We start from the raw sequence: 23,019 nt of genomic DNA, 5'->3' as shown, positions 1-23,019 counted from the left end.
AGAGCAGCGAAGTACTAGACCAGACCGGTCTCCATCATGTCTTGCAGAGACTGCTGGCTCAACAAGTATGGAGGTACTTCCAACACCGTGTAGGCGCCCACGTTGCCTTGTTTTCGCAAGCGCGCAGCCGCACGTCCGAATGCGACCATAGCTGCGGCAGTGAAGTTCGGATTCGAATCCAGCGCCAAACTGAATTCAACCTTGGCGTTATGACCCTGCAGGTCGCCGGTGGTGATGACATAGCCACCGTGTGGTGCGCCCTGATGGTCGCGTTCGAACTCCTCATCCGAGACGAAATGCACGGTCGTGTCATAGGGCTCGAAATAGTCTGGCATCGTCACGATCTCTTTTCGAATACGATCCTGCTCGGCCTCATCGGCAACGATATACACGATGCGTTCGTGCGAAGTTGTCTTCGATAGACCCTGACCGTCACCGGTACGAGCCTGATCGATCGCCGACTGCGCAGGAATGGTGTACTGTACACCGCGCTGGACACCAGCGACCTGGCGAACAGCATCAGAGTGGCCCTGCGACAGACCTTTGCCCCAGAACGTGTTCTGTACCGGTTCTGGGAACAAGGAAAGCCCCAGCACACGGTTCATAGAGAACAAGCCTGGATCCCAGCCGGTGCAGACGACTGAAACATTGTCGTTGGTGCGGGCGACCTGATCCATGGCCGCGTAGTGCTCAGCCACCTTGGAGTGATTGTCGTATGTGTCGACGGTGGTGAAGTGCTCGGCAAAGCTCGTGGCCTGTTCTGGGATATCCGTGGCTGAACCGATGCACAAAAACAACACGTCGACGTCGTCCTTGTATTTATAGGCGTCGGCTACCGGGTAGACGGCGGCGTTAGTATCGAGTGTTGAACGGCGTGAGAAAATGCCGAAGAGTTCGAAATCATCGAGGGCATTGATCAGGTATTCAACGGCCTGGCCGAGGTTACCGTAGCCTACAATTCCAGCTTTTATGGTCATGCGTTCTCCTAGTGAAATCTTGGTTGTTGAGCGTTGACTGCGGTCAGTAGAAAGGCGTAATCCCAGGCGCGGTCCTCCCAGGCACGGTAGCGACCCGAGGCACCGCCGTGGCCACCTTCCATCTCAGTTTTTAATACGATGGGTGAGCCACCCTGTTCGAGTGGAGTCTCTTGATCCGAGGTCACCGTCTCGCGCAGCTGCTGCACCCACTTGGCCGGTTCGACGTAGAGCACCCGGGTATCGTGCAGTGAGGTTACTGCGGCAATAGCCGGATAGTTAGCCTCGGCCACGTTATGGTACGGCGTGTACTCGAGCATGTAGTTAAACACCGTCTCGTCCTCGATTGGGTTGCCCCATTCTTCCCATTCCAACGCGGTGAGGGGAAGATCTGGATCAAGAATCGACGTCAACGCATCGACGAACGGCACCTGAGCAACACAGACGCGATAGAGTTCCGGCGCCAAATTGAGTACGCCACCCATCAGCAGACCGCCAGCGGACCCGCCCATGGCGGCGATCCTATCGGGATGTACCCATCCCGAAGCCGCAACGAATCGAGTGGCATCCACAAAATCGGTGAAGGAGTTCTTTTTGGCGAGTTTCTTGCCATCTTCATACCAAGCCCGACCCAATTCGCCACCACCGCGGACGTGGGCGACAACAAAGACGACGCCGCGGTCCAACAGTGAAAGCCTCGCGACACCAAAACCCGGGTCCATCGAGGCTTCGTAGGAACCGTATCCGTACATCAACGCCGGATTATTGCCGTCCCACTCGATGTCCTTGTGGCGTATGACAGTCAACGGGATGGCCACCCGGCGATCCGTAGACTCGGCCGGGGCCCACCAGCGTTCGACCAAATAGTTTTCCGCGTTGTAACCGGGAACCTCCGTTTGCCGACGAAGGTGAGACGCCTTGCTAATCGGATCGTAATCCAGGATCTGCGCCGGGGTAATCCAGGAGGTGTAAGCCAGCCGAATATATGGCGAATCGTAATGCTGACCCAGCGGAAACGCTGAGTACAGTTCCTCGGAAAATGCGGGCTCGACAGCCTTGGCCTGATCCGGTGTCCCGATGCCTTCTAACGGCAGTACCCACATGCGCGGTGTGGTTTCGGCACGTACCGCAGCAAAAAGATATTCACGAGTGACTCCAACACCATCGAGTTTGATCGTGGGGGAGTGCTCGAACACGGTTTGCCAGGCTGAGCGATCATGAATAGACGCGGCATCCACCACCGCGACTTCATTATTCGGCAGCGGCGTGCCATCGGCGGCCCGGTTGTGGGTGATCAGGTATTGGCCACCTACCGGCAGGACATCGTGGAGGGAACCAACATCGCGGCTAATCAGCAATTCCAATGACGCAGCCGGATCCGTCAGGTCCATTACGTACGTTTCGGCAACCTCGGAGTTACCCAGTTCTAAAATGAGCTTGGTTTTATCCGGGCTTACTCCAAAGCCGCTCCACATTTGGGGATCAGATTCTTCATTGAGCAGGATGTCGTCGGTCACCGGGGTGCCGATCCGGTGGGACTTCAGCCGGTAGGGACGCCACGCAGCGTCAGGCTCCAGGTAGAACAGACGTTCACCAGCAGGGTCGAACGCCAGACCGTAGGACAGCCCGGAGATTTCATCGGGCAATTGCTCACCGGTGGTGATGTCGCGTAGTCGCAGTGTGAAGCGTTCATCGCCGGTTTCGTCGACGAGGTAGGCCAGCAGGTTACCGTCGGGGGAGACCGTCATCGAACCCAGCGAAAAGAACGCGACCTTTTCGGCTTCAACATTGCCGTCCAGCAACACCTGTTCGCCGTCTAAGGTCACGCCCGGTTGGATTTGTGGCGGCTCCCACGAATCATTTTCTACCGGCACCCGGCAGTGCACGGCGTATTGGGCGCCTTCTGCGGTGCGGGTGAAGTACCACCAGTTGTCGATGCGGGAGGGCACCGACATATCGGTTTCTACGGTGTGGGATTTGATCTCGGAGAAAATTTCGTCGCGCAGCGGTTGCTGATCGGCAGTGACCGTGTCGGTGTGCTGATTTTCTGCTTCCAGGTGCGCGATCGTTTCTGGATCGTCGGGATCTTTGAGCCAGTCCCAATTGTCTACCAGTTCAATGCCATGATACGTGGCAGTTACTGGTTTCTGAAGGGCTTTCGGAGGGGTAAAAGTCATAGTCTCCACTATAGGTACTTAGATGCCCAGGAGGTTTTCGAATACGCCCATTCCGAAAAATAGTACAAAGGCGGCGGCCACAACCCACAACAGGGGATGTACTTCACGAGCGCGACCTTGGCCGGTGCGGATGATCGCATAGGCGAGGATTCCGGCGCCGATGCCATTGACGATCGAATAGGTGAAAGGCATCAGGGCGAAGGTGAGGAATGCCGGGAGGGAAGCGCCCATATCCGACCAGTCGATCTGGGATACCTGCGAGACCATCATGAAACCAACGACGACCAGGGCGGGGGCAACGGCTTCGAATGGCACCAGGTAGATCAGCGGGGTGAGGAACATGGCGGCCAAGAAGAGGAGGCCGGTGACCACGGAAGCGAAACCGGTGCGGGCACCTTCGCCAATGCCAGTGCCGGATTCCACGAAAATCTGAGTCGACGACGCTGAGCCAGCACCACCGGCCGTGACACCGAGTGCATCGACGAGTAGAACGCGATCCAGACGGGGAATGTTGCCGTCCTTGTCAACATTGCCTGCCTCACGTGCCAGACCAACTGAAGTGCCCATCGCATCGAAGAACACTGACAGCAAAATGGCGAAAACTAAGAGGGCGGCCGCGATGGAGCCGATCGAAGAGAAGGCGCCAAAGGAGAAGTTGCCCAGCAAACTCAGATCCGGAACCGTCCAGTCCGGCATAGCCGGTGCAACGAGGCTCCAACCTTCTGGATTCACATTGCCCTGATCATCTACAGACGGGCCGATGTCGAATACGGCTTCAAAAATATTAGCCAGGATCGTGGCACCGACGATGCCGATCAGGATAGCTCCGGGCACCCTGCGCACCACCAGGATGGCGGTTAGGAAGAACCCGACGATGAAGACCAAAATGGGCCAGCCGGATAGCTCCCCGTCGATGCCCAGGCCCATGGGAACCGTGGTACCCGCAGCATCAGGCAGTCGGCGTACGAAACCGGCGTTGACCAAGCCGATGAGGGCAATGAAGAAACCGATACCGACCACGATACCGGTTTTGATGCTTTCCGGAACGGCCCGAAAGACTGCTTCGCGGAAACCGGTGAGGACAAGGACAACCATCACCACACCGGCGATAACCACGAGCCCCATGGCTTCAGGCCACGTGAGATCCGGGGTCGTTGCAATGGTGATGGCCAGCAGTGCGTTCACGCCGAGGCCGGCGGCCAATCCGAAGGGGTGGTTCGCCCAGAGTCCCATGAGCACGGTGATGACGGCGGCGATCAGTGCGGTCGATGCTGCGACCGCCGAGATGCCAAGCGTGTCACCGGCGGTGTCTTGTCCTGAGAGGACGAGCGGGTTGAGTACGATGATGTAGCTCATGGCTAAGAATGTGGCGAGACCACCGCGAAGCTCGGCACCCAGGGACGAACCCCGCTGGGAAATTTTGAAGAACTTGTCGATTTTGTTCTTGGGTTCGAGGTCCCGGTGATTCAGTGTGCGCTGCGAAGACATGGGAATATCCTAGAACGAATATCCCCTCAGCGGTTAACGGAAGTAGACGCGACGTCGTCGGGTGCCTCACGGCCAGCTTCCCAACGGAAGAAACTAGCCAGCACTCCAAAGACCAGGCTGGCCGAACCCCCGATGAGCAGAGCCCCGAAAATGAACCAACGGGCGGAAGGGATAAAACCCTCGAGGTTGTCAGGCAAAGTATCGACCCCACCAGAGAAAAACACCACGGCGAGCGCGCCGCCAAGGCCCACAACGGCCATGAGCCACAGCATGATTTCTGACATGGACGCGTATTGTGCTCTGGAGCGTGGCGAAATCACATTCCACTGACGTGATACACGGTAAATAATGAGTCCGCCGATCAACGCCCACAATGCCACCACGAGATAGGCTGCAACGATATCGGCCGGGCGATGCCAGCCGTCCAAAAAGGTGGCAACCCCGATCACCGTGGCAAAGATCGCACCGATGAATGCCACGGATGACCGCCAACGCGGGGCCACCAACAAGAACATGGCGACAAAAGCCGCGGTCGCAAATGTGGCGTGACCAGACGGCAGTGAGTTGCCGGTGTAGTAGGGCACCCCGTTGGGGAGGTCAGGGCGTTCCAGGGCGATCTTGAGCACTTGGGTGGTGAGGTTCGCTGCCCCAAACGTCAGTGCAACAATCAGGGAAGCCGCCCAGCGTCGCCGCCACAGTGTGAGCACCAAGAAACCGATGGCGGCAATCGTAGCCACCACGATGGGCAAATCAGCCAGCAGGCTCACCGATGCTTCGTGCAGCGACTGGAGGCGGGCCGTAGCCGAAGCCAGTGCAGCGTGGTCGAGAACCTGACCCCGTGACGACAGTACGAAATTTTGGAAGGTCGCCCATAGACAGGCTGCCATGGCCACTATGAGCACTATCCATGCCCAGATACGAGATCCGGGCACACGAAGCAGTCGGCGGGTCCGCCGGGGTTCCGGCAGGTTATCCTCCGGAAGATACGCAGAATCGGGTTGCATCATTGGGGCCTAGACTAACTACATGGTCGACAACTCACACATCTTACCGCTAAATGCTGACGTTGAACTGGAAGAACTAGCAGCGAATGCTGTTGCAATCGGCTTACCCATGAACACCAAGTTCCGCAAGACGACATTGCGTGAAGTCATGCTCATCAAAGGGCCTCATGGCTGGGCAGAGTTTTCCCCTTTTCCGGAATACGCGCCCGAAGAATCGGCCGCCTGGTTGTCTGCTGCCATTGAAGCCGGGTGGCACGGCTGGCCCGAACCGGTGCGTCAGCGCGTACCCGTCAATGCCACCGTACCGGCGGTAGCAGTTGACGACGTTGAAACGGTACTCGCTCGGTTTGGCCCGGTGTCGGCGGTAAAGGTTAAAGTCGCTGATCCGAATGTCGCCACCGATATTGCACGAGTCAAACGGGTCCGCGAGCTACTTCCAGAAGCTGATATTCGAATTGACGCCAATGCGGGGTATACCCACCAACAGGCATTTGAAGTCATTATGGCCCTGGATTTTTTGACGTACGCAGAACAGCCGGTTGCGGGTATTCAACCGCTCGCCGAATTGCGGGCCGATCTTCGAGCTGCAGGCAGTAGGGTGTTGATTGCCGCCGATGAAGCTGTTCGCAAAGCCACCGATCCTTTGGCCGTTGCCCAGGCTGGGGCAGCCGATCTGATTGTCGTCAAAGTACAACCGCTTGGCGGAGTGCGACGTGCGCTGTCCATCGTTGAGGCCTCCGGTCTCGATGCTGTCGTCTCGTCCGCGCTGGACTCGTCTGTAGGGATCGCTGCAGGAGTGGCTCTGGCGGCCTCGCTGCCCACGCTGGACCACGCCTGCGGGCTGGCGACCGCTGCGCTGTTTACTACTGAACCAGCAAACCCAGCTCGCGCGGGCGAGGGTGCTTTGACCGCAGGCCCGGCCCCACAGCCAGATCCTGCGATCATGGAGCAACTCAAATTGCCCGCCGAACGTCAAGCGTGGTGGCAAACCCGACTGGCAGAAACTCACAGCGTTTTATCAGCTAAGGCGTAGGATGGACCGCATGGATTCCATGGATACCGCACGAGCCGTAGTGACCGCCCTTCGCGATGCCGGCGTGCAGCACGTCGTCATCGGGCCGGGTTCACGTTCAGCACCTCTGGTATATGCTCTGGCCGAAGTGGCTGACCATAAACGCTTGCACCTCCACGTGCGGATTGATGAACGCTCTGCTGCGTTTACCGCCCTGGGCATTTCGCTGGCATCCGGGCGGCCAGCAGCGGTCGTGACGACCTCGGGAACGGCGACCGGAAACCTCATGCCGGCGATGATGGAAGCCGCACACGCAGACATTCGACTCGTTGCGGTCACCGCCGACCGACCCACAGAAGTTCAAGCCACCGGTGCGAACCAAACAACCGATCAACGGGAATTATTCGGCGTCCACGCCCGCACTTCAATCACGATTACCGGCGAATCCGCCAATTTTGCTAAAACCCACGCAGCCGTGATGGGTGCGCTCGCGGTCGGAGCAGGCACTGCTGACTCACCGACCGGTCCGGTGCACATCAACGCACGATTCCGTGAACCACTGATTCCCGAACCAGACGAAATCACTGTGAGTCCAGAAGCAGAAACCGGCGTGCTCCCGGTGATTGCTGCTTCACAATCCCATCCGCGATTCACAAGCGACCAACGCTGGAGCAACCGAGGACACTCGTTCCAGGACGAACTCGTAGAAGCTACCGACCTACGGGAACGCCACACGGTGGTAGTAGCGGGCCACGGAGCCGGTCCGGTGGCACATGATTTTGCCTTGGCACTTGGTCTCCCGCTTTTTGCTGAGCCGTCCTCCAACGCCAGATTCTCCCGGAATGCAATCGCTGCCTACCCCTATCTGCTCGGCCCCGACGGTGGTGTCGGCGAATCCGCGCATAGACTCGGCGGACATATTCGTCGAATCGTGTTGTTTGGCAGGCCAACGCTTTCCCGGCAGCTGCAGTCGTTGTTGAAGCGTGACGACGTCAAAGCAGCGCTCTACCATCCGGAACCTGTCGGGTGGTTTACCCCTGGTACACGCAAAGAACGGCTCATACACCAGCTGCAAGAGCTTGCAGAATTCGCCGGTAGTGGCCCGCCTGGATGGTTAGCCTCGTGGCAGTCAGCAGCGCAACGCGCACAGCGGGCTCTGGAACAAGCTTTGACTGACCGTCAGCAAACCGTGGGCAAACCTGGGGCCATGCGCACTGCCCAGTTAGTTTCCGCTACTGCCTTGGGACAGCTGGTGCTCGGCTCATCCTCAGTCATCCGGGACGTCGATTTGTCGTGGCGCCCACCTGCCGAACCGACTTCCACGGTGTTTGCCCATCGCGGCTTGGCCGGTATCGACGGCACTGTTTCTACTGCTTCGGGCATTAGCCTTGCCACCGGCGAGCGCACCACACTCATGGTGGGTGACCTGACATTCCTCTATGACACCAATGGTTTACTCATTGGTCCAACCGAGCAGGAACCTAACCTCGATATCGTCGTCATTAACGATTCGGGCGGTGCCATCTTCCACGGACTGGAACATGGTGAGGTCGCCGCAAGGCCTGGCATGTCATCGGTCGTTGAACGGTTCTTTGGGACCCCGCATACCGTGGATGTCGGCGCATTATGTGCTGCCCACGGGATACAGCATGAGCGCTTGACCTCCGAACAACAGCTCATCCACATGTTGGGGGATCCAACCGCTGGTCGCAGGGTTTTGGAAGTTGTCTCGGACCGGAGTCAGCGGCCGCATGTGCATGATGCAGTCCAGAACGCGGTTCGCGCTACGTTCGTGTAAAGGTCGAGGAGTCGTATATATCGTTCGTTTATGCTCGCCGAGGAGTCCAGGGGTATACATCTGCCAGCAGACCGCGTCCCCGCGGATTTCCTTGTGGCTGAAGATGCGAGAACGCACGATGGGACGACGATGCATCGTTACTGGATCACCACATCCACTGGCGAGTGGCTATGATGAGCAACTTGGGAGAGCACTTCCTAGCAACCATATAGGGTTAAGGATGTCCTGACATCTTTGCCTTGATATGAGGTTCATGCGTCGATTTTCAAGTGTGCTCGCTAGCTGTGTGGCCGCCGTACTACTGTTTGCAGGCTGTGGAGACGATCCGTCTGCCCAGCCGTCGGCCACACCGGAAGCCAGTCCCGAACCGTCGCCGACACCCACCGAAGAACCACCGGAGCTTGTAGGTGGTGGGACCGAACTTTTTCCGGATAAACGCTTCATTGCCCTCTACGGCCACCCAAGTTATCCGTCGCTGGGTGCATTGGGAGAGCAGTCACCTGAGGAATCGGCTGATCGGGTGATTGAGCTGGCAGAAATGTATGAGGCGCACAGTGATGAAGAGATCCATCCGGCCTTTGAAATCATTGTGACGATGGCGTCTGAACATCCAGGAGACGACGGCAACTACTCAGCCGAGACTGATCCGGACGATATTGCAGAATACGTTGACGTCGCCGAAGAGCATGATATCTACGTGGTGTTAGATTTACAGCCCGGTCACACTGATTTCTTAACACAGGCGAAAATCTTCGAAGATCTGTTGAAGCGCCCCAACGTGGGGCTAGCGCTGGATCCGGAATGGCGGCTGTCCGAGGGACAAGTCCATATGGAACAGATCGGCTCTGTTAGCGCTGCAGAGATTAACGAAACGACTAATTGGCTCGCGGAACTCACTGCGGAACACGATCTGCCACAGAAAATGGTAATCCTGCACCAGTTCCGACAGTCAATGATCCGCGGCCGCGAACAGGTCAATACTGATCATCCTGAACTGGCTATGGTCCTGCACGCTGATGGCCACGGCACCGCCCAAGATAAGTTTGCCACCTGGGACCTATTGCAAGAAGATCTCCCGGAAGACATGCACATGGCATGGAAGAACTTCTACCGGCAAGATGATCCGATGTTCTCGCCGCAACAAACTTTCGATGTAGAGCCCAAACCGTGGTTCGTTTCCTACCAGTAAATGGGCTTCCTACAGATGGCATATAACCAGTCGGTTGTCCCGGATCACACGCTTCTGGTTGGCTGTGGGCAAGTGGGAACACAACTCGGCGAGCGACTCAACGCAGCCGGCTCCCAAATCACCGCACTGCGACGTGACCCGAGCGATCTGCCATCGAGTTTTACCCGGCTTTCCATAGATCTGATGCAGCCGGTGTCGGAGACCTTGCCCGAAGTCGACAGCATGGTCGTAACGTTGACACCAACGATGCTGGATCCCGCCGGTGAAAACGGGTATCTGAAGGCGTTGCAGCATTTGGCGCACGCCCTGCCGAACGTTCCAAGCCGCGTTGTGTTTGTATCGTCGACCAGAGTGTTTGAAGGCCATAGTATGGCTCGGCCTCTTACCGAGGATGATCCTGTGGCTCCCACGTCACACCGTGGCGAAACATTAGTGGCCGGCGAACAATTGGCGGTTGAACTCTTTGGAGCTCATGTTGTCCGCCCGGCTGGCATCTATGGCCCGGGTAGAGAAATGCTCATCCGCAAAGTACTGGCCAACGAAGCTGTGCAATATAACCGGCTAACGAATCGCATTCATCAGACAGATTTGGTGAATACGCTCTATGCCATACTCAGCGCCAAAGAGCCACCTGCCGTCCTGCATGCGATCGACCAGGCACCCGGTGTGCCGTTAGGCGACATCGTAGAATACATCGCTTCCCAGCTCCACGTTGCGGTTCCGCCTGCCCTGGAACAGGACGGCAGTCGTGGCAGGATACTGGGCGGCGATCGACTCCACACTTGGCTCGGGCCTCTTGACTACCCGACCTACCGAGAAGGCTATGACAGCATCCTTGCTGGTCGCTGATGTGTAATGTCCGGATTAGTTCGCGGACATGCGCAGCGCTTTTTTCATGGGACGCATTTTTGCGTTGGTTTCGGCTAATTCGGCGGCAGCATCCGAACCATCGACGATGCCACAGCCCGCGTAAATGCGAACGTGGTGTTCGTCTTCAATCACGCTGCCACGCAAGGCAATTCCAAATTCGCCGTGACCGCTTGCGTTCAACCAGCCCACAGCACCGGCATATAATCCGCGGTCCATACCGTGTTGTTCGGCTTCTAATTGCCAGATCGCATCGAGTGCTGCGCGTCTGGGGGTACCGCCTACCGCAGCCGTAGGATTGATCTCCGCCACAAGGTCTAGCACGGAGGTTGAAGCGGTCAGCTCTGCTGAGACATCCGTTGCAAGGTGATATACGTTTGGCAGTGACAAGACGAAGGGCTTGGCAGAAACATGTAGCGCTGTGGCAAACGGTGAGAGTTTTTCGACCAGCGAGTCAACAGCAGCTTGGTGTTCGAAAATCTGTTTGGGGTTCTTAGAAAGCTGCTCAGCTATCAGATCGTCATTGACTGCGACGTTTCGGTCAACGGTTCCGGCAAGCACCCGAGCCTTGGCATCGTTGTCTTTGCGTGCGATAAGTAACTCTGGTGTTGAACCGATCAGCGGACCCACTTTATAGGTCCACGCGGTGGGATTATCGTTGGCCAACGCGCGCATGGTCGCGGGAATATGGAATCCTGCAGGAGCATGCACGCGCTCATCGCGTGCCAATACTACTTTGGAGAACTCTTCTTGGTTGATGCGTTGAACTGCCTCACCGACAACCTGCTGGAAGTCGTCCTCAGACATGTATGCGGCATCGTTGCAGAACGTAGCCGGGATGTTATTACCGGATTCTTCGGGTAACTCAGCAAGGAACATCTGGAAGAGAGTGCTCGTATCCGGTGCTTGCTCTGTCGCCTCGTAGATATATGCCAGGCGAACGGCTTCAGCTGTCCTATCGAGTACAAACTTCGGGACGACCATCAGCGATTCCACAGCGGACCGTGCATCAAAGGTAAACGCCGCAAAGCATAGCGGGGAGCTTGCTGTCAGGTCTTGGTGTAGGGAAGTTGCTGCAGAGGCCGTCAGCTCAGACCAACGGTCTCGTGCCTGTGCAAAGCGCTGGGGGCCCGAAGTCGTGAAGCGGTAGCGCTCGCCGAAACCAAGCTTGCCGCGACGGTTGCGTGCAAACGCACACGTGGCTTTGCCAATGAGTCCATCAGGAAGTTGTGCCAACTGTGCGTCAGTCAGTGAAAAAGCTGCGGCGGTAAAAGACATGATAGGCAATAATGTACCGGTTTTTGCGGTTGCTCGCGGTGGTGGGACAATGAAGACATCACCGTAAGGTGCAGTTTGTGACGAAGGGATGCGCTATGCGACGGCAAGCGATTTTCTGGCCTCGGAGACCAAGACTGTGGGCATGGTTGCAAAAACGGCAGGCTCGTGCGGTTTCTCAGTCTAAACAGCGCACACCACGGTGAGCGGTGTGGCTCATTTTGGGGCTGGACCAGGTGCACCGTGGTGTTCGGATAGCTGAAAAATTGCCGTGTTGGGCAGTAACCTCCAACGGTGTAGAGAACGCCGGGGGTATGTTTGGTGACCGTACAATTGAAGTTGTCGAGTCTGTGATTCCAGCGGTCCGCCAGGGCCGCTAGTGTAGGGTTATACGGGTGGATATTTCTATTTCGCTGCCTCCGGGTATTGACGCGCTACAAAAGCACGAGAAGCTTTTCGAGGCGCTATTGACCAGCCTGGCTAAGATCGAAGAAGAATTAGCTGACGCACTGGTCTATGCTGACGACCTTGCACAAGATACGACGCGTCATCTCTTAGACGCCGGTGGTAAACGTGTGCGCCCAATCGTCGCTGTGCTGGCTTCAATGCTTGCCGACGAAAATGTCACGACCGGACAGGTAGCTGAACCAGCGAGCAGCGTTCGCGAAGTAGCTGTTGCCATGGAGCTGACTCATCTGGCAACGCTGTACCACGACGATGTTATGGACGAAGCCGACCAACGTCGTGGTGTGCCGGCGGCCCACCAGCAGTGGTCGAACTCCATTGCAATCCTGGCGGGCGACCTAATTTTTGCGAAAGCTTCAGCGGTCATGTCTGCTCTTGGCACCCGAGCCGTCCAAGAGCATGCCAAGACCTTCGAGAAACTGGTCCTGGGCCAGCTCTGGGAAACCGTAGGACCGGCAACAGACGATGATCCACTCGAGCATTATCTACGCGTGATCGATGGTAAAACTGCCTCGCTGCTATCAACGAGTGCACTGCTGGGTGCGCTGATGGCCGGTGGCTCGGAAGAACTCATCGCGATCACTGCGGCCTATGGCGGCAATGTGGGCATGGCGTTTCAACTGGCCGACGACATCATTGATGTCACCAGTACCTCTGACACGACAGGCAAAGTACAAGGCACTGACCTGAAAGAACGTGTGCCGACGCTGCCAATTTTGATGTTGCGTCAGTCCGCTGCCGAAGGTGACACCGAGGCCGCACGCGTGCTTGAACTCGTTGACGGACCATTAGATACCGATGTACAAGTCGAAGCGGCTGTGCAAGCTGTAGCTTCGCACCAGGTCATCGATCAAGCTTGGGAGCTGACCGAGCAGTGGGCTGATAAAGCAATTGCAGCACTTGATGGCCTGGCAGATTCACCGGTGAAAACAGCGCTGAAACATTTCGCACTATATGTGGTGTCCCGCAACGCCTAAGGCTTCGGCAGGACGGTTGCGGCAGGATCCAGCGTGGCCTTGATGTCTTGGGCAATTTGCTCCCGGTAAGACTCTTCCATCGGTTGGCGCAAATGGCGGTAGAGCATATCGCCAGCGTAGCGCGGAAACACATGCATGTGATAGTGCCATACATGCTGATTACCTGATGGCTCATTGTGCTGTCGTGTGGAGATGCCTTCTGGATTCCATGCGCGTTTCATCGCGAAAGCAACTTCTCGTACCATCAGGCTGATGCGCATCAATACATGATCTGGCAGATCATAGAGCGCCTCATAATGTTTCGCGGGGCAGATCATGACGTGCCCGGCATGGGGGCCGAATCCATCGGCAGCGCTAAAAACGATGAGATCCTCGTCTTGGTAGATCACATCTGACAGTGCACAGCGATTATTCGGGTCCGCGACATCACCATTGACCAGTCCACAAAACGGGCACACGTACCCCTCGGGCGCATGGGACTGGATTTGTGGGGGAGTAGGGGACGGGCCGTGGCCGATATGTTCAGGCAAGATCTTCCTCCGGGTAGTTCCAGGTCAAGATGTCAGCAATGAGCTCGGAGACGGTTGCTTCACTGGCTTCCCATTGCCCGGTATTGTCGGGTGCTTCAGCACCTACACTTCGTCGGTAGACCATCGGGTCGGGCAGGGAAACCTGGTCCAAGGGAATTCCCCAGACCAACGTCTCATCTGCGTCCTCAACGAACATCACCATGGTGTCGCGGATCTCGAGTTCGTCTGGGTCAAAGAAGAAATGATTGGTCTCCATCACTTCGGAGACACCCAGTGCTAAATAAAATTCTTGGAGCGCCATAGGTGCGATGGTTGCGATCGTCGGCGTATTGCCGAACTCGTCCAACTGGTGGGCTGCAACGGAGGAGAGCACCTGCGTGTTGAGCTCGTCGAGGTCCATACCGTCTTCGGCCGCCCACGGCCGGTCCAGGAGTTTCGGAACGAAACTTTGATATGTGGGATAAAATACTTGTGTATCGCGTCGAGCCATAGGTACTAGTCTAGTCGCCCTTGAGATCCACATTCACTGTTGCTTTCCGCTGAATTTCTAGCAGACTGCCAGGATTAGGCGATACGGTGTTTACGTAATTACCATAGCAACTACTCTATGCAGTCAAGAACAAAGGGAAATTAGTGTCCGAAACTATGCATCGTCCACTACGGATAGCCATCATCGGTGCCGGTCCGGCTGGTGTATATACCGCTGACTCACTACAGAAAGCAGACATCGACTTTGATGTTTCGATCGATCTGTTTGATCGTTATCCTGCGCCTTTTGGTCTGATTCGATATGGCGTGGCGCCTGATCACCCACGAATTAAGGGCATCATTAAAGCACTGCATCGTGTTATGGACCGCGGTGATATCCGTTTCATCGGAAATGTGGAATACGGGACCGACATTCATCTCGAAGAACTGCGCAGATTTTATGACGTTGTCGTGTTTGCCACCGGCGCGATCAAAGATGCCAGACTCAACATTCCCGGTGTCGAAGCAGAGAACTCGTTTGGTGCAGCGGACTTCGTATCCTGGTACGACGGTCATCCCGACGTGGATCGTGACTGGGATCTATCTGCCCGTGAAATTGCGGTTATTGGTAACGGCAACGTTGCACTTGATGTGGCCAGGGTCCTGGCGAAACCAGCCAGCCAGATGCTTGAAACCGAGATTCCTGACAACGTCTATGCCGGTTTGAAAGCATCACAAGCCACGGATATTCATATTTTCGGCCGGCGTGGTCCAGCACAGGTGAAGTTCACCCCGCTTGAACTGCGGGAGCTGAAATCTGCCGATGACGTCGACATCGTGTTGTACGAAGACGACTTTGAATTCGATGAGGCCTCCGAGAAAGCTGCCGAAGAAGTCAACCAGGTCCGCAATATGGTCAACACTTTGACCAACTGGTTATTAGAACAGGACGATAACCCGGAAGGCACCGGCGCATCACGTCGTCTCCACATACATTTCTTGGAAGCCCCAGAAGAAATTCTGACAGACCAGGGCAAGGTGGCCGGCATTCGTATGCAGCGTATGGAACTTGATGGCACCGGAAACGTGCAAGGCACTGGCGAAATGAAAATGTACCCGGTGCAAGCGGTGTACCGCGCCATCGGGTACTTCGGTTCGGCTGTGCCGGATATTCAATTCGACGAAGAACGCGGCATTATCAAAAACGAAGAAGGCCGTGTTCTGGGCGCCGACGGAAAACCCGTGCAAGGGCTCTACACATCCGGTTGGATCAAGCGCGGTCCGGTTGGATTGATCGGTCATACCAAGGGCGATGCACTCGAGACCATCGGTCACATTATCGAAGATGTCGAGCATCTATACACTGCAGAGCAGCCCGATGAGCAAGCGATTCTTGAGCTCTTGGATCAGCGCGGAGTGGAATACTCTGACTGGAAGGGTTGGCAGGAACTCGACAACCACGAAATGAGTCTCGGAGAACTGGAAACCCAGTCGGGTCCGGTTGAGCGCGAGCGTGTGAAAGTTGTCGACCGTGACGAACAGGTTCGAATCTCCCGCGCGAAGGCGCGACAAGCAGCACATAGTTAAAGGGATGACACCAGCATGCAGCAACGCGTGATGCGAAACCGCACCAAGACATGGTTCCTATTTGCCCTAATGCTGGGCATTCTAGTAGCTATCGGTGGCGTGATCTCAGCCTCCAGTGGCAGCGCCATCTGGATCGTTCTGTTTACCGGTATTGGGTTAGTCTCAACCGCCGTGATGTATTGGAACTCAGATAAAATCGCATTGCGCAGCATGCAGGCCTACGCCGCAGATCCTCAGCAGTTCAAAGGTCTCTACGATATGGTCCATGAACTTGCGCAGCGCGCTGGGGAACCGGCTCCCCGCATTTACATCGCCCCGAGCCAGCAGCCCAACGCTTTTGCCACCGGGCGCAATCCGCAAAATGCGGCGATCTGCTTCACCGAAGGCATCATGCACCTGCTGGACCCCAGAGAGTTACGCGCAGTAACCGGCCACGAGCTGATGCACGTCTACAACCGAGACATCCTGACCTCATCGATTGCAGCCGCTATCGGTACGGTGATTCAAGGTGCCGCATATATGTTGATGTTCAGCAGAAATAACAACAACGTGCTGTTTAGCCTCCTCGGGGCGATCCTCGCCCCGCTGGCCGCAGGGTTAGTGCAGGCAGGTATTTCCCGTGATCGCGAGACGTCTGCCGACCATGATGGTGCGCAGCTGACCGGTGATCCGTTGGCACTAGCATCAGCCCTGCAGAAAATCTCGGGTGGGGTACAGCGTCATCCAATGCCAGCTGATGACCACAGGGTCAAAGCAGCATCACACATGATGATTGCCAGCCCATTTGCCGGCAAAATCAGAAACTGGTTCTCAACCCACCCGGCTATGGAAGACCGGGTGGAGCGTCTGAACCAGATTGCTCGAGATATGGGACAGCAATCCTAATTTCCCTTAGCGTCCCAGTGCTTTTGTAGTTCATGGTTGACGGGCCGTGCAAGCAGATCACGCCGAGCTGTATTTGCCCAGTTCAACGCTTCGCTGTGGTCCAAACGAGCGTCACGGGACAACTGGTCCTGCTCACGTTCGAAACTGGCTGCCTGAACCGGCACAGGTCCGGTCTCTAACTCCTCTAACTGCGATTCCAGTTTGAGCTGCGAAGCAGATGCTTGCTCCAAAAGATGCGGTTCGGACATGATATCCACCAGACTCGCATCGACCATCAGACCTTCTGCATGTTTAAACCCATTGCGCAACGCTGGCTGCAGAACATTATCTGGATGAATGGGGTCCTGTAACCGTGCAAAATTGAGTTGCTCGCCTGCTTCGCCATCTTCTTGTTTGACGAGTAATTCCCCGACGGACAGCGGGTTGGTGAAAACTGAATGGTCGAACGTAATCAGGTACAGCATGTAAGTACTCCTCCAACGCTATTTAAAGTTAATGAACTGTAGTGGCGCATCCTCGAAATCGCGCAGTAACGTGATGGTGGTCTGCAAATCGTCACGTGACTTCGACGATACGCGTAGCTGGTCACCTTGAATAGTAGCCTTGACCGATTTTGGGCCGTCATCACGGATAATTTTGGAGATTTTTTTGGCTGTAGTTTGGTCAATACCTTCTTTGATGACAGCGTTGATTTTGAACTGCTTGCCCTGCGCAACGGGTTCCTCAGCCTCAAGTGCCTTCAATGAAATACCGCGACGCACCAACTTCGATTGCAGTACGTCAAGGGTTGCGTTGACTCGTGCTTCCGCATTTGCGATCAACGTGAGGCTACTGTCATTGTGCTCGATCGTAGCGCCGGTGCCCTTGAAGTCGTATCGCTGCTGAATCTCTTTGGAAGCCTGGTTTACAGCATTGGCAACTTCCTGTTTGTCCACTTCGGACACGATGTCAAAAGTCGATTCTTTCGCCATTCAGGCTCCTTCTATAGCTCAACATTTGGGTCTTTCCAGAGTTTAGCGTGGATGTGTCGAAGGGCGATACGATAAGAACTCGACTCTATGAAATCTGTGAGGTTTGAAACACGGCCATCAGACGATTAGCTAAAACAAATAATGGCTGGTAATGTAGTCACTCGTGCACGCAAGCTGCACACCTTGGCAGATTACCCAAGCGGCCAACGGGGGCTGACTGTAAATCAGCTGGCATTGCCTTCACAGGTTCGAATCCTGTATCTGCCACCAATTCAATACATAGGAAACCTCGGCGAGAACCGAGGTTTTTCTTTTTACAGGCCAGAATCCTGCAATCGCTTACTCAAGCAAGCGTCCGAAGCGTTGGACCACGGTTGTGAGTTCTTCAGCCTGTCTGGTGAATGCATCGCTAGGCAAATCATGCGTAAACCCCGTGATAGTCACCGCGGCGATCACATCATTGGAGATGCTGTGAAGGGGAACGGCTACAGCAGTCATATCGCTATCCCACTCGTTATTCGAAGCGGCCCAACCCTGTTCTTTGACCGTCTTAAGTTCATCGAGGAGTATCTGCCTGTCGGTAATGGTCCATTTGGTGAAGCGCTCCAACGGTTCATGCACAAGCTGCTCACGGACGTTAGCGGCTGCCCCGGCGAGCAGGACCTTGCCGCTACTGGTTGCATGGCCGGGAGTGCGGCGTCCTACATATTGCCGAGGCGTGAAAAACCGCTCCGTGGGCGCCGACTGCGCGATATTCACAGCATAGATTTCGTCCAGCACGGCGACATTGGCGGTGAGTTTGAAGTGCTGTGCCACCGTCTCGACGAGCAGTTGCGCGGATTTCGTCAGATCATTTTGCGAGTTCACAGAACCTGCTAACTGTAGAATCCCTTGGCCAAGCTCATAGGCGAGGTCGTCCTGGCGGCGCACGACAAGTGCCTGACGTTCGAGTGCGCTCAATAGCCGTGAGGCCGTCGACTTATGAACTTCCAGCTCCTGTGCGATTTCTGTGACAGTGGCGTGTTTTGCTCCGTTGAGGATCCAGAGAATGCTCAATGCGCGGTCCACGGACTGGTTAGCGCTCATGATGAAGGAACCACTTCCAAAAGAGTCTGGATAGGTCTTGTGGAGCGCGGGACGCCGGGACTAGAATCTGTGACACACATCATAGTTGCAGTCTATGCTTTAGTTGCAACATATGCAACCTGCGGGGGTCACGGTCGTGAAACACACATATTCTCCATCATCAAAAATTCTCATTATCGGCTCGGGCGTTGTCGGAGCAGCGGTAGCGGATGAACTCACCCAGCGCGGAGCACGCGATGTCACGGTGGTTGACCAAGGACCACTGTATGAAACGGGAGGGTCCTCTTCGCACGCACCAGGATTTGTCTTTCAGATCAACCCCTCCAAAGCTATGTCGGAGTTGGCGCAGCGCACGCTCGAAAAGTTGGATGAGCTCAATCCTGGTGAAGAAGATAACTGGCTTTTGAAACGCGTTGGCGGAATTGAGCTTGCGTACACCGACGATCAGATGCGCGAGTTGAAGCGGCGTCACGGTTTCGCTCAATCCTGGGGTGTTGCATCCGAGTTGATTCAGGCCGATGATGTGCAGCAGCTGTGGCCGGGGGTTGATACCACCGATCTGATCGGAGCGCTGCATACTCCCACCGACGCCGTTGTGCATTCGGTTCGGGCAGTGACGGCTCAGGCCGAGCGTGCCATTGAGCACGGTGCCGTCTTCCACGGGCATACCCGGGTGACCGATCTGGTGGTCGAAGACTGTGCGGTCACCGGCGTGCAAGTTGTTGATGCACTCACCGGGGGCAACGAGCGTACTCTGGCCGCGGATATCGTTGTTGCAGCAGGTGGTATTTGGGGTCCCACCATCGGCAAATGGCTCGGGGAGAACATGCCAATGCAGCCGATTGAACACGGTTTTGGCTTCTCGCATCCCATGGCGGAATTTGAAGACGCCGCTACTGACGAATCGTGCAACTTCCCCATGATTCGTCACCAGGGCGCCGGAATATATTTCCGTCAACAAGGCCGAAGCCTGGCGATCGGAGCCTACGAGCACAAACCACTCGAGGTCCGTCAGGACCAGCTGGCATCAGCAGCGCAGGCGCACATCAGCGGAGTACAACCGTCGGTGCATGAGTTCACCTGGCCGGAATACGAGCCTACGTGGAAAGAGATCCAGCGCGTTTATCCATCGGTGCGCGAGGCGGGTCTGGATGAAGCCCGTTCGTTCAACGGAATTTTCTCGTTCACACCCGACGGCGGTCCACTGCTAGGACCTTCAAATACCGTGACAGGAGTGTGGATCGCCCAGGCCGTTTGGGTTACAGCGTCAGCGGGCGTTGCTCAGGTGGTCGCTGACTGGATCACCACCGGCGAACCAGGTATCGACACGTCTCACCTTGATTTGGCGCGCTTCGATACCAAGCTACTTTCGCCAGAATTCGGTCGACAGAAGGGCCTGGAAGCGTATGACGAGGTCTATGACATAAGACATCCGCGTGCGGCGTCTGCGAAACTACGCGGTATTCGGACGTCCCCGTTCCATTTTCATCAGCAGCTTGCAGGAGCACATTTCGTTGAGGCAAATGGTTGGGAACGCCCGCTCTGGCTCGAGGAGAACCGGAGGATTCTCGAAGAAGAGGATCTGGTCTTTCCCAAAATCCCTGCCTGGGATACTTCGGAGTTTTCACCCATCGCAGTCGGGGAGGCCTGGGCTACTCGTAACCGGGTGGCCATGTATGACATGACCTCACTGGCTCGTTACTGGGTCGAGGGCCCGGACGCCTCGGCACTGCTTGAGCGTCTCACGACGAATACGGTGTCGAAGGCCCCAGGTTCGGTGACCTACACGCTGATGCTGGACGCGACCGGAGGTATTCTTTCGGACATTACGGTCACGCGTATCTCAGAAGAAGCGTTTCTTATCGGTGCCAATGGCCACCGAGACCTCATCCATCTAGCCGATCATGTACGCGACGGGCAACAGGTTTCGATCACTGATATTTCGCCGGGGACATGCTGCATCGGACTCTGGGGCCCCAACGCTCGAGATGTGCTTGGACAGTTGACCGACGACGACATCAGCCACGAAGGATTCGGGTATTTCAAAGCCAAGCAGCTCTACATAGCGGCCGTGCCCGTGATGGCGTTGCGTGTTTCCTATGTGGGTGAGCTTGGGTGGGAGCTCTACACAACTGCAGATCATGGCGCTCGCCTCTGGGAGGAGCTCCACACAGCAGGAGGGCGGTACAGCATAGTCATCGGTGGACGGTTAGCATTCAACGCCCTGCGCTTAGAAAAAGGATTTCGGTCCTATGGCGCGGATGTGACTCGGGAGCATCGGCCAGCACAAGCGGGTCTTGGATTCGCGGTTTCGAAAACTAAAACCGATTATCTTGGCTGTGAGGCACTGTCGGATACACCAGTCACCGATCGGCAGATGGTGACTCTGACGTCTGACTTCCCATTTGGCACACCGAACCCTGGTTCTCCAGTGTTGGACGCCGCTGGTCAGCTGATTGGTTACACAGCCTCGTCTGACTTTGGGTACACCGTGGGCAAGACCATCACCTTCGCCTGGCTTGATCCCGAATACGACAGGGCCGACACCGAAGTGGTGATCAAACATTTTGATCGTTCGGTGCCGGCACTGGTAGCTACGGATCCGCTGTATGACCCCAGTGGTAGCAAGATGCGTCGTTAGCCGTAGACGGGATCCTTGGCTTTTGGTGCACCGATACCCGGATCGATTTGATGCGGGCCGCCTTGAGAGGGGCGAACATCGAAATCGAAGATAGCGGTTGGAATGTAGACCGTGGAGCACGCATTCGGAATGTCTACTACGGAGGACAAGCGTCCTTCAATCGGGGCAGCGCCCAAGAGGAGGTAGGCCTGTTCCTTGGAATACCCAAACTTCGACAAGTATTCGATCGCGTGCAGGATGGCACGCTGGTAAGACAGGTGAGAATCTAGGTAGCGCTGTTCTCCATCGAGGGTGACTGACGTGCCTGAGAATGAAAGCCATTCACTGAACTGCGGATCTTGTCGACCTGGCATGAAGATGGCGTTTTCGGCAACACCGTAGGTTTCCATGCCGCCCTTGATGAGGTCGACATGGATATCCATGAAGCCACCCATCTCGATACCACCACAGAAGGTAATCTCGCCGTCACCCTGGGAGAAGTGTAGGTCTCCAATCGAGAAGTTTGCCCCGTCGACGAAGACCGGGTAGAAGGCTCGAGTGCCTTTCGTGAGGTTCTTGATGTCCTGGTTCCCGCCATTTTCGCGTGGGGGAGCAGTTCGTGCCGCCTCTGAGCTGACGCGCTCCCATTCGCTTTGCGGCAGGCCGCCAAGCACAGCCTCCTCAGGTTCGGGCGGAAGTGCAAGCGGTGGTACTCGATCTGGATTCGTAGCTATCAGGTCGCCTTCGCGCTTGTTCCACTTGGCCAATAGCTCAGGGCTGGGTGCAGTGGCCATAATGCCGGGGTGTGTGAGCCCTTCGAAGCGCACTTCAGGAATATGCCGTGAGGTCGCCCACGGACCTTGGAAGTCCCAGACGGCTTTATATGCGTCAGGGAACTGGTCGACCAGGAAGCTGCCACCGTTGGAGCGGGCAAAGATGCCGGTGTAGCCCCAGCCTTGACCGGCTAGCGGGCCTTGTTCCTGGGGGATTGGTCCGACGTCCAGAATGTCGACGATCAGCAAATCGCCGGGCTGTGCGCCTTCGATGCGGAACGGTCCGGTGAGGCCGTGCACCTTCTTCATGGGTGCGTTCAGAATGTCATCGGCCGAGTCATCGTTTTTGATGGCGCCGTCGAACCATTCGCGTGAATCGACCCGGAAGCTATCCCCCGGACACACTGTTTCTACCGCCGGGATGTCCGGGTGGTATCTGTTGTGGCCAATTTTTTCTTGATCAGTAAATGGTTTGGAGGAATCTAGTGGGAAAATATTGCCGAGCATGATGAGTACTCCTACATCTAAGGTTTGGGCAATTTTTGGTGCAACGGATTCGTCGTGATGGCAGTGGGTTGGCGTTTTGCTGTGCGTGTGCCGGAAATAGAGTTCACCACCTCGGGTTGGTCAGCTGTCGCTTTCGTGGCATCGAGGAGTCGCATCTGGGTGCTTTTTCCTTGTGATGGGCCAACGGCTGGCATGAGGCTTGCAGCTTCCTTGCCACACTGTGGGCAGGGGGTGGAGTCCGGTTTGTTCTGCATTGTAAAGAAGGCTTCGAAGACGTTGCCTTCAGGGCATTTGAAATCGTATAGCGGCATGAAGCATGATCCTCTCGGCGGAGACATGCACCTGATGCCACTGAGTCAAACATGG

Annotated in this window: 20 protein-coding genes and 1 tRNA gene; 9 read left to right on the top strand and 12 right to left on the bottom strand. The window is 56.1% G+C overall.

Annotation, left to right across the window (positions count from 1 at the left end):
• Window positions 1-14 precede the first annotated feature (14 nt).
• Genes G583_RS0112400 through G583_RS15935 form a run of 4 tightly spaced genes read right to left on the bottom strand, consistent with a single transcriptional unit; the run spans window position 15 to window position 5,646 of the window.
• Window positions 15-977, bottom strand: a complete 963-nt coding sequence (locus tag G583_RS0112400) for a diaminopimelate dehydrogenase (protein ID WP_022871500.1) — start codon at window positions 975-977, stop codon at window positions 15-17.
• Between the two features lie 8 nt (window positions 978-985).
• Window positions 986-3,151 carry a S9 family peptidase gene (locus G583_RS0112395; RefSeq protein WP_022871499.1) on the bottom strand — a complete coding sequence of 722 codons (2,166 nt, stop codon included), beginning with the start codon at window positions 3,149-3,151 and terminating at the stop codon, window positions 986-988.
• 18 nt (window positions 3,152-3,169) lie between these two features.
• Window positions 3,170-4,639: an NCS2 family permease gene (locus G583_RS0112390; protein ID WP_022871498.1), complete on the bottom strand. Its 1,470-nt coding sequence runs from the start codon at window positions 4,637-4,639 to the stop codon at window positions 3,170-3,172.
• Between the two features lie 26 nt (window positions 4,640-4,665).
• Entirely contained in the window at window positions 4,666-5,646 is a 981-nt protein-coding gene (locus G583_RS15935) for a phosphatase PAP2 family protein (protein ID WP_084677387.1), read from the bottom strand.
• Between the two features lie 19 nt (window positions 5,647-5,665).
• On the opposite strand from G583_RS15935, the gene G583_RS0112380 reads away from it, so the two are divergent.
• From G583_RS0112380 to G583_RS0112365, 4 genes are all read left to right on the top strand, one after another.
• Window positions 5,666-6,676: an o-succinylbenzoate synthase gene (locus tag G583_RS0112380; RefSeq protein ID WP_022871496.1), complete on the top strand. Its 1,011-nt coding sequence runs from the start codon at window positions 5,666-5,668 to the stop codon at window positions 6,674-6,676.
• Window positions 6,677-6,686: 10 nt separating this feature from the next.
• Complete coding sequence (gene menD / locus G583_RS0112375) at window positions 6,687-8,453, top strand: 2-succinyl-5-enolpyruvyl-6-hydroxy-3-cyclohexene-1-carboxylic-acid synthase (RefSeq protein WP_245540631.1); 1,767 nt, start codon at window positions 6,687-6,689, stop codon at window positions 8,451-8,453.
• Window positions 8,454-8,706: 253 nt separating this feature from the next.
• Window positions 8,707-9,642: a hypothetical protein gene (locus G583_RS0112370; RefSeq protein WP_022871494.1), complete on the top strand. Its 936-nt coding sequence runs from the start codon at window positions 8,707-8,709 to the stop codon at window positions 9,640-9,642.
• A 15-nt stretch (window positions 9,643-9,657) separates the two neighbouring features.
• Window positions 9,658-10,491 carry a sugar nucleotide-binding protein gene (locus G583_RS0112365; protein ID WP_040895862.1) on the top strand — a complete coding sequence of 278 codons (834 nt, stop codon included), beginning with the start codon at window positions 9,658-9,660 and terminating at the stop codon, window positions 10,489-10,491.
• A gap of 15 nt (window positions 10,492-10,506) precedes the next feature.
• Here the strand turns inward: G583_RS0112365 and G583_RS15930 are convergent, their stop codons facing one another.
• Window positions 10,507-11,787 carry an isochorismate synthase gene (locus G583_RS15930; protein ID WP_022871492.1) on the bottom strand — a complete coding sequence of 427 codons (1,281 nt, stop codon included), beginning with the start codon at window positions 11,785-11,787 and terminating at the stop codon, window positions 10,507-10,509.
• Between the two features lie 392 nt (window positions 11,788-12,179).
• On the opposite strand from G583_RS15930, the gene G583_RS0112350 reads away from it, so the two are divergent.
• Entirely contained in the window at window positions 12,180-13,226 is a 1,047-nt protein-coding gene (locus G583_RS0112350) for a polyprenyl synthetase family protein (protein WP_022871490.1), read from the top strand.
• Here the strand turns inward: G583_RS0112350 and G583_RS0112345 are convergent.
• Together G583_RS0112345 and G583_RS0112340 are read right to left on the bottom strand one after the other, a co-directional pair.
• On the bottom strand, window positions 13,223-13,756 hold the full coding sequence (locus G583_RS0112345; protein ID WP_022871489.1) for an HIT family protein: 534 nt from the start codon (window positions 13,754-13,756) through the stop codon (window positions 13,223-13,225). The genes G583_RS0112350 and G583_RS0112345 overlap by 4 nt on opposite strands.
• Window positions 13,749-14,246: a hypothetical protein gene (locus G583_RS0112340; protein ID WP_022871488.1), complete on the bottom strand. Its 498-nt coding sequence runs from the start codon at window positions 14,244-14,246 to the stop codon at window positions 13,749-13,751. Before G583_RS0112340 ends, G583_RS0112345 begins: the two co-directional genes overlap by 8 nt.
• A 155-nt stretch (window positions 14,247-14,401) precedes the next feature.
• On the opposite strand from G583_RS0112340, the gene G583_RS0112335 reads away from it, so the two are divergent.
• Together G583_RS0112335 and G583_RS0112330 are read left to right on the top strand one after the other, a co-directional pair.
• Window positions 14,402-15,811: an FAD-dependent oxidoreductase gene (locus G583_RS0112335; RefSeq protein WP_040895857.1), complete on the top strand. Its 1,410-nt coding sequence runs from the start codon at window positions 14,402-14,404 to the stop codon at window positions 15,809-15,811.
• A gap of 15 nt (window positions 15,812-15,826) precedes the next feature.
• The gene (locus G583_RS0112330) at window positions 15,827-16,696 is read left to right on the top strand and encodes a M48 family metalloprotease (protein WP_022871486.1); all 870 of its coding nucleotides are present in this window, start codon (window positions 15,827-15,829) and stop codon (window positions 16,694-16,696) included.
• On the opposite strand, the gene G583_RS0112325 is transcribed toward G583_RS0112330, so the two are convergent.
• Together G583_RS0112325 and G583_RS0112320 are read right to left on the bottom strand one after the other, a co-directional pair.
• On the bottom strand, window positions 16,693-17,160 hold the full coding sequence (locus G583_RS0112325; RefSeq protein ID WP_022871485.1) for a hypothetical protein: 468 nt from the start codon (window positions 17,158-17,160) through the stop codon (window positions 16,693-16,695). The two genes, G583_RS0112330 and G583_RS0112325, sit on opposite strands and share 4 nt — an antisense overlap.
• Before the next feature lie 18 nt (window positions 17,161-17,178).
• Entirely contained in the window at window positions 17,179-17,667 is a 489-nt protein-coding gene (locus G583_RS0112320; protein WP_022871484.1) for a YajQ family cyclic di-GMP-binding protein, read from the bottom strand.
• Between the two features lie 185 nt (window positions 17,668-17,852).
• On the opposite strand from G583_RS0112320, the gene G583_RS0112315 reads away from it, so the two are divergent.
• A tRNA-Tyr gene (locus G583_RS0112315) sits at window positions 17,853-17,937 on the top strand.
• 69 nt (window positions 17,938-18,006) lie between these two features.
• On the opposite strand, the gene G583_RS15925 is transcribed toward G583_RS0112315, so the two are convergent.
• Complete coding sequence (locus G583_RS15925) at window positions 18,007-18,753, bottom strand: IclR family transcriptional regulator (RefSeq protein ID WP_022871483.1); 747 nt, start codon at window positions 18,751-18,753, stop codon at window positions 18,007-18,009.
• Window positions 18,754-18,889: 136 nt separating this feature from the next.
• Between G583_RS15925 and G583_RS0112305 the strand changes: the two genes are divergently transcribed.
• A complete protein-coding gene (locus G583_RS0112305) occupies window positions 18,890-21,394 on the top strand; it encodes a GcvT family protein (RefSeq protein WP_029629564.1) in 2,505 nt (834 codons plus the stop codon).
• Here the strand turns inward: G583_RS0112305 and fmdA are convergent.
• Both fmdA and G583_RS0112295 read right to left on the bottom strand, forming a co-directional pair.
• Window positions 21,391-22,653, bottom strand: coding sequence for a formamidase (gene fmdA / locus G583_RS0112300; protein WP_022871481.1), 1,263 nt, complete (start codon window positions 22,651-22,653; stop codon window positions 21,391-21,393). The two genes, G583_RS0112305 and fmdA, sit on opposite strands and share 4 nt — an antisense overlap.
• Window positions 22,654-22,670: 17 nt before the next feature.
• Window positions 22,671-22,964: an FmdB family zinc ribbon protein gene (locus G583_RS0112295; protein ID WP_022871480.1), complete on the bottom strand. Its 294-nt coding sequence runs from the start codon at window positions 22,962-22,964 to the stop codon at window positions 22,671-22,673.
• Window positions 22,965-23,019 lie beyond the last annotated feature (55 nt).

The organism is Yaniella halotolerans DSM 15476, assembly GCF_000420805.1.
Lineage (GTDB): Bacteria > Actinomycetota > Actinomycetes > Actinomycetales > Micrococcaceae > Yaniella > Yaniella halotolerans.
Note: the sequence above shows the minus strand (reverse complement) of the source record. Positions and strands in the feature narration are given on the sequence as shown.

Excerpts from the sequence above, each read along its gene's own strand:
- G583_RS0112400 (WP_022871500.1), bottom strand. The coding sequence starts at position 977 with ATGACCATAAAAGCTGGAATTGTAGGCTACGGTAACCTCGGCCAGGCC.
- G583_RS0112395 (WP_022871499.1), bottom strand. The coding sequence starts at position 3,151 with ATGACTTTTACCCCTCCGAAAGCCCTTCAGAAACCAGTAACTGCCACG.
- G583_RS0112390 (WP_022871498.1), bottom strand. The coding sequence starts at position 4,639 with ATGTCTTCGCAGCGCACACTGAATCACCGGGACCTCGAACCCAAGAAC.
- G583_RS15935 (WP_084677387.1), bottom strand. The coding sequence starts at position 5,646 with ATGATGCAACCCGATTCTGCGTATCTTCCGGAGGATAACCTGCCGGAA.
- G583_RS0112380 (WP_022871496.1), top strand. The coding sequence starts at position 5,666 with ATGGTCGACAACTCACACATCTTACCGCTAAATGCTGACGTTGAACTG.
- menD (WP_245540631.1), top strand. The coding sequence starts at position 6,687 with ATGGATTCCATGGATACCGCACGAGCCGTAGTGACCGCCCTTCGCGAT.
- G583_RS0112370 (WP_022871494.1), top strand. The coding sequence starts at position 8,707 with ATGCGTCGATTTTCAAGTGTGCTCGCTAGCTGTGTGGCCGCCGTACTA.
- G583_RS0112365 (WP_040895862.1), top strand. The coding sequence starts at position 9,658 with ATGGCATATAACCAGTCGGTTGTCCCGGATCACACGCTTCTGGTTGGC.
- G583_RS15930 (WP_022871492.1), bottom strand. The coding sequence starts at position 11,787 with ATGTCTTTTACCGCCGCAGCTTTTTCACTGACTGACGCACAGTTGGCA.
- G583_RS0112340 (WP_022871488.1), bottom strand. The coding sequence starts at position 14,246 with ATGGCTCGACGCGATACACAAGTATTTTATCCCACATATCAAAGTTTC.
- G583_RS0112335 (WP_040895857.1), top strand. The coding sequence starts at position 14,402 with ATGCATCGTCCACTACGGATAGCCATCATCGGTGCCGGTCCGGCTGGT.
- G583_RS0112330 (WP_022871486.1), top strand. The coding sequence starts at position 15,827 with ATGCAGCAACGCGTGATGCGAAACCGCACCAAGACATGGTTCCTATTT.
- G583_RS0112325 (WP_022871485.1), bottom strand. The coding sequence starts at position 17,160 with ATGCTGTACCTGATTACGTTCGACCATTCAGTTTTCACCAACCCGCTG.
- G583_RS0112320 (WP_022871484.1), bottom strand. The coding sequence starts at position 17,667 with ATGGCGAAAGAATCGACTTTTGACATCGTGTCCGAAGTGGACAAACAG.
- G583_RS15925 (WP_022871483.1), bottom strand. The coding sequence starts at position 18,753 with ATGAGCGCTAACCAGTCCGTGGACCGCGCATTGAGCATTCTCTGGATC.
- fmdA (WP_022871481.1), bottom strand. The coding sequence starts at position 22,653 with ATGCTCGGCAATATTTTCCCACTAGATTCCTCCAAACCATTTACTGAT.
- G583_RS0112295 (WP_022871480.1), bottom strand. The coding sequence starts at position 22,964 with ATGCCGCTATACGATTTCAAATGCCCTGAAGGCAACGTCTTCGAAGCC.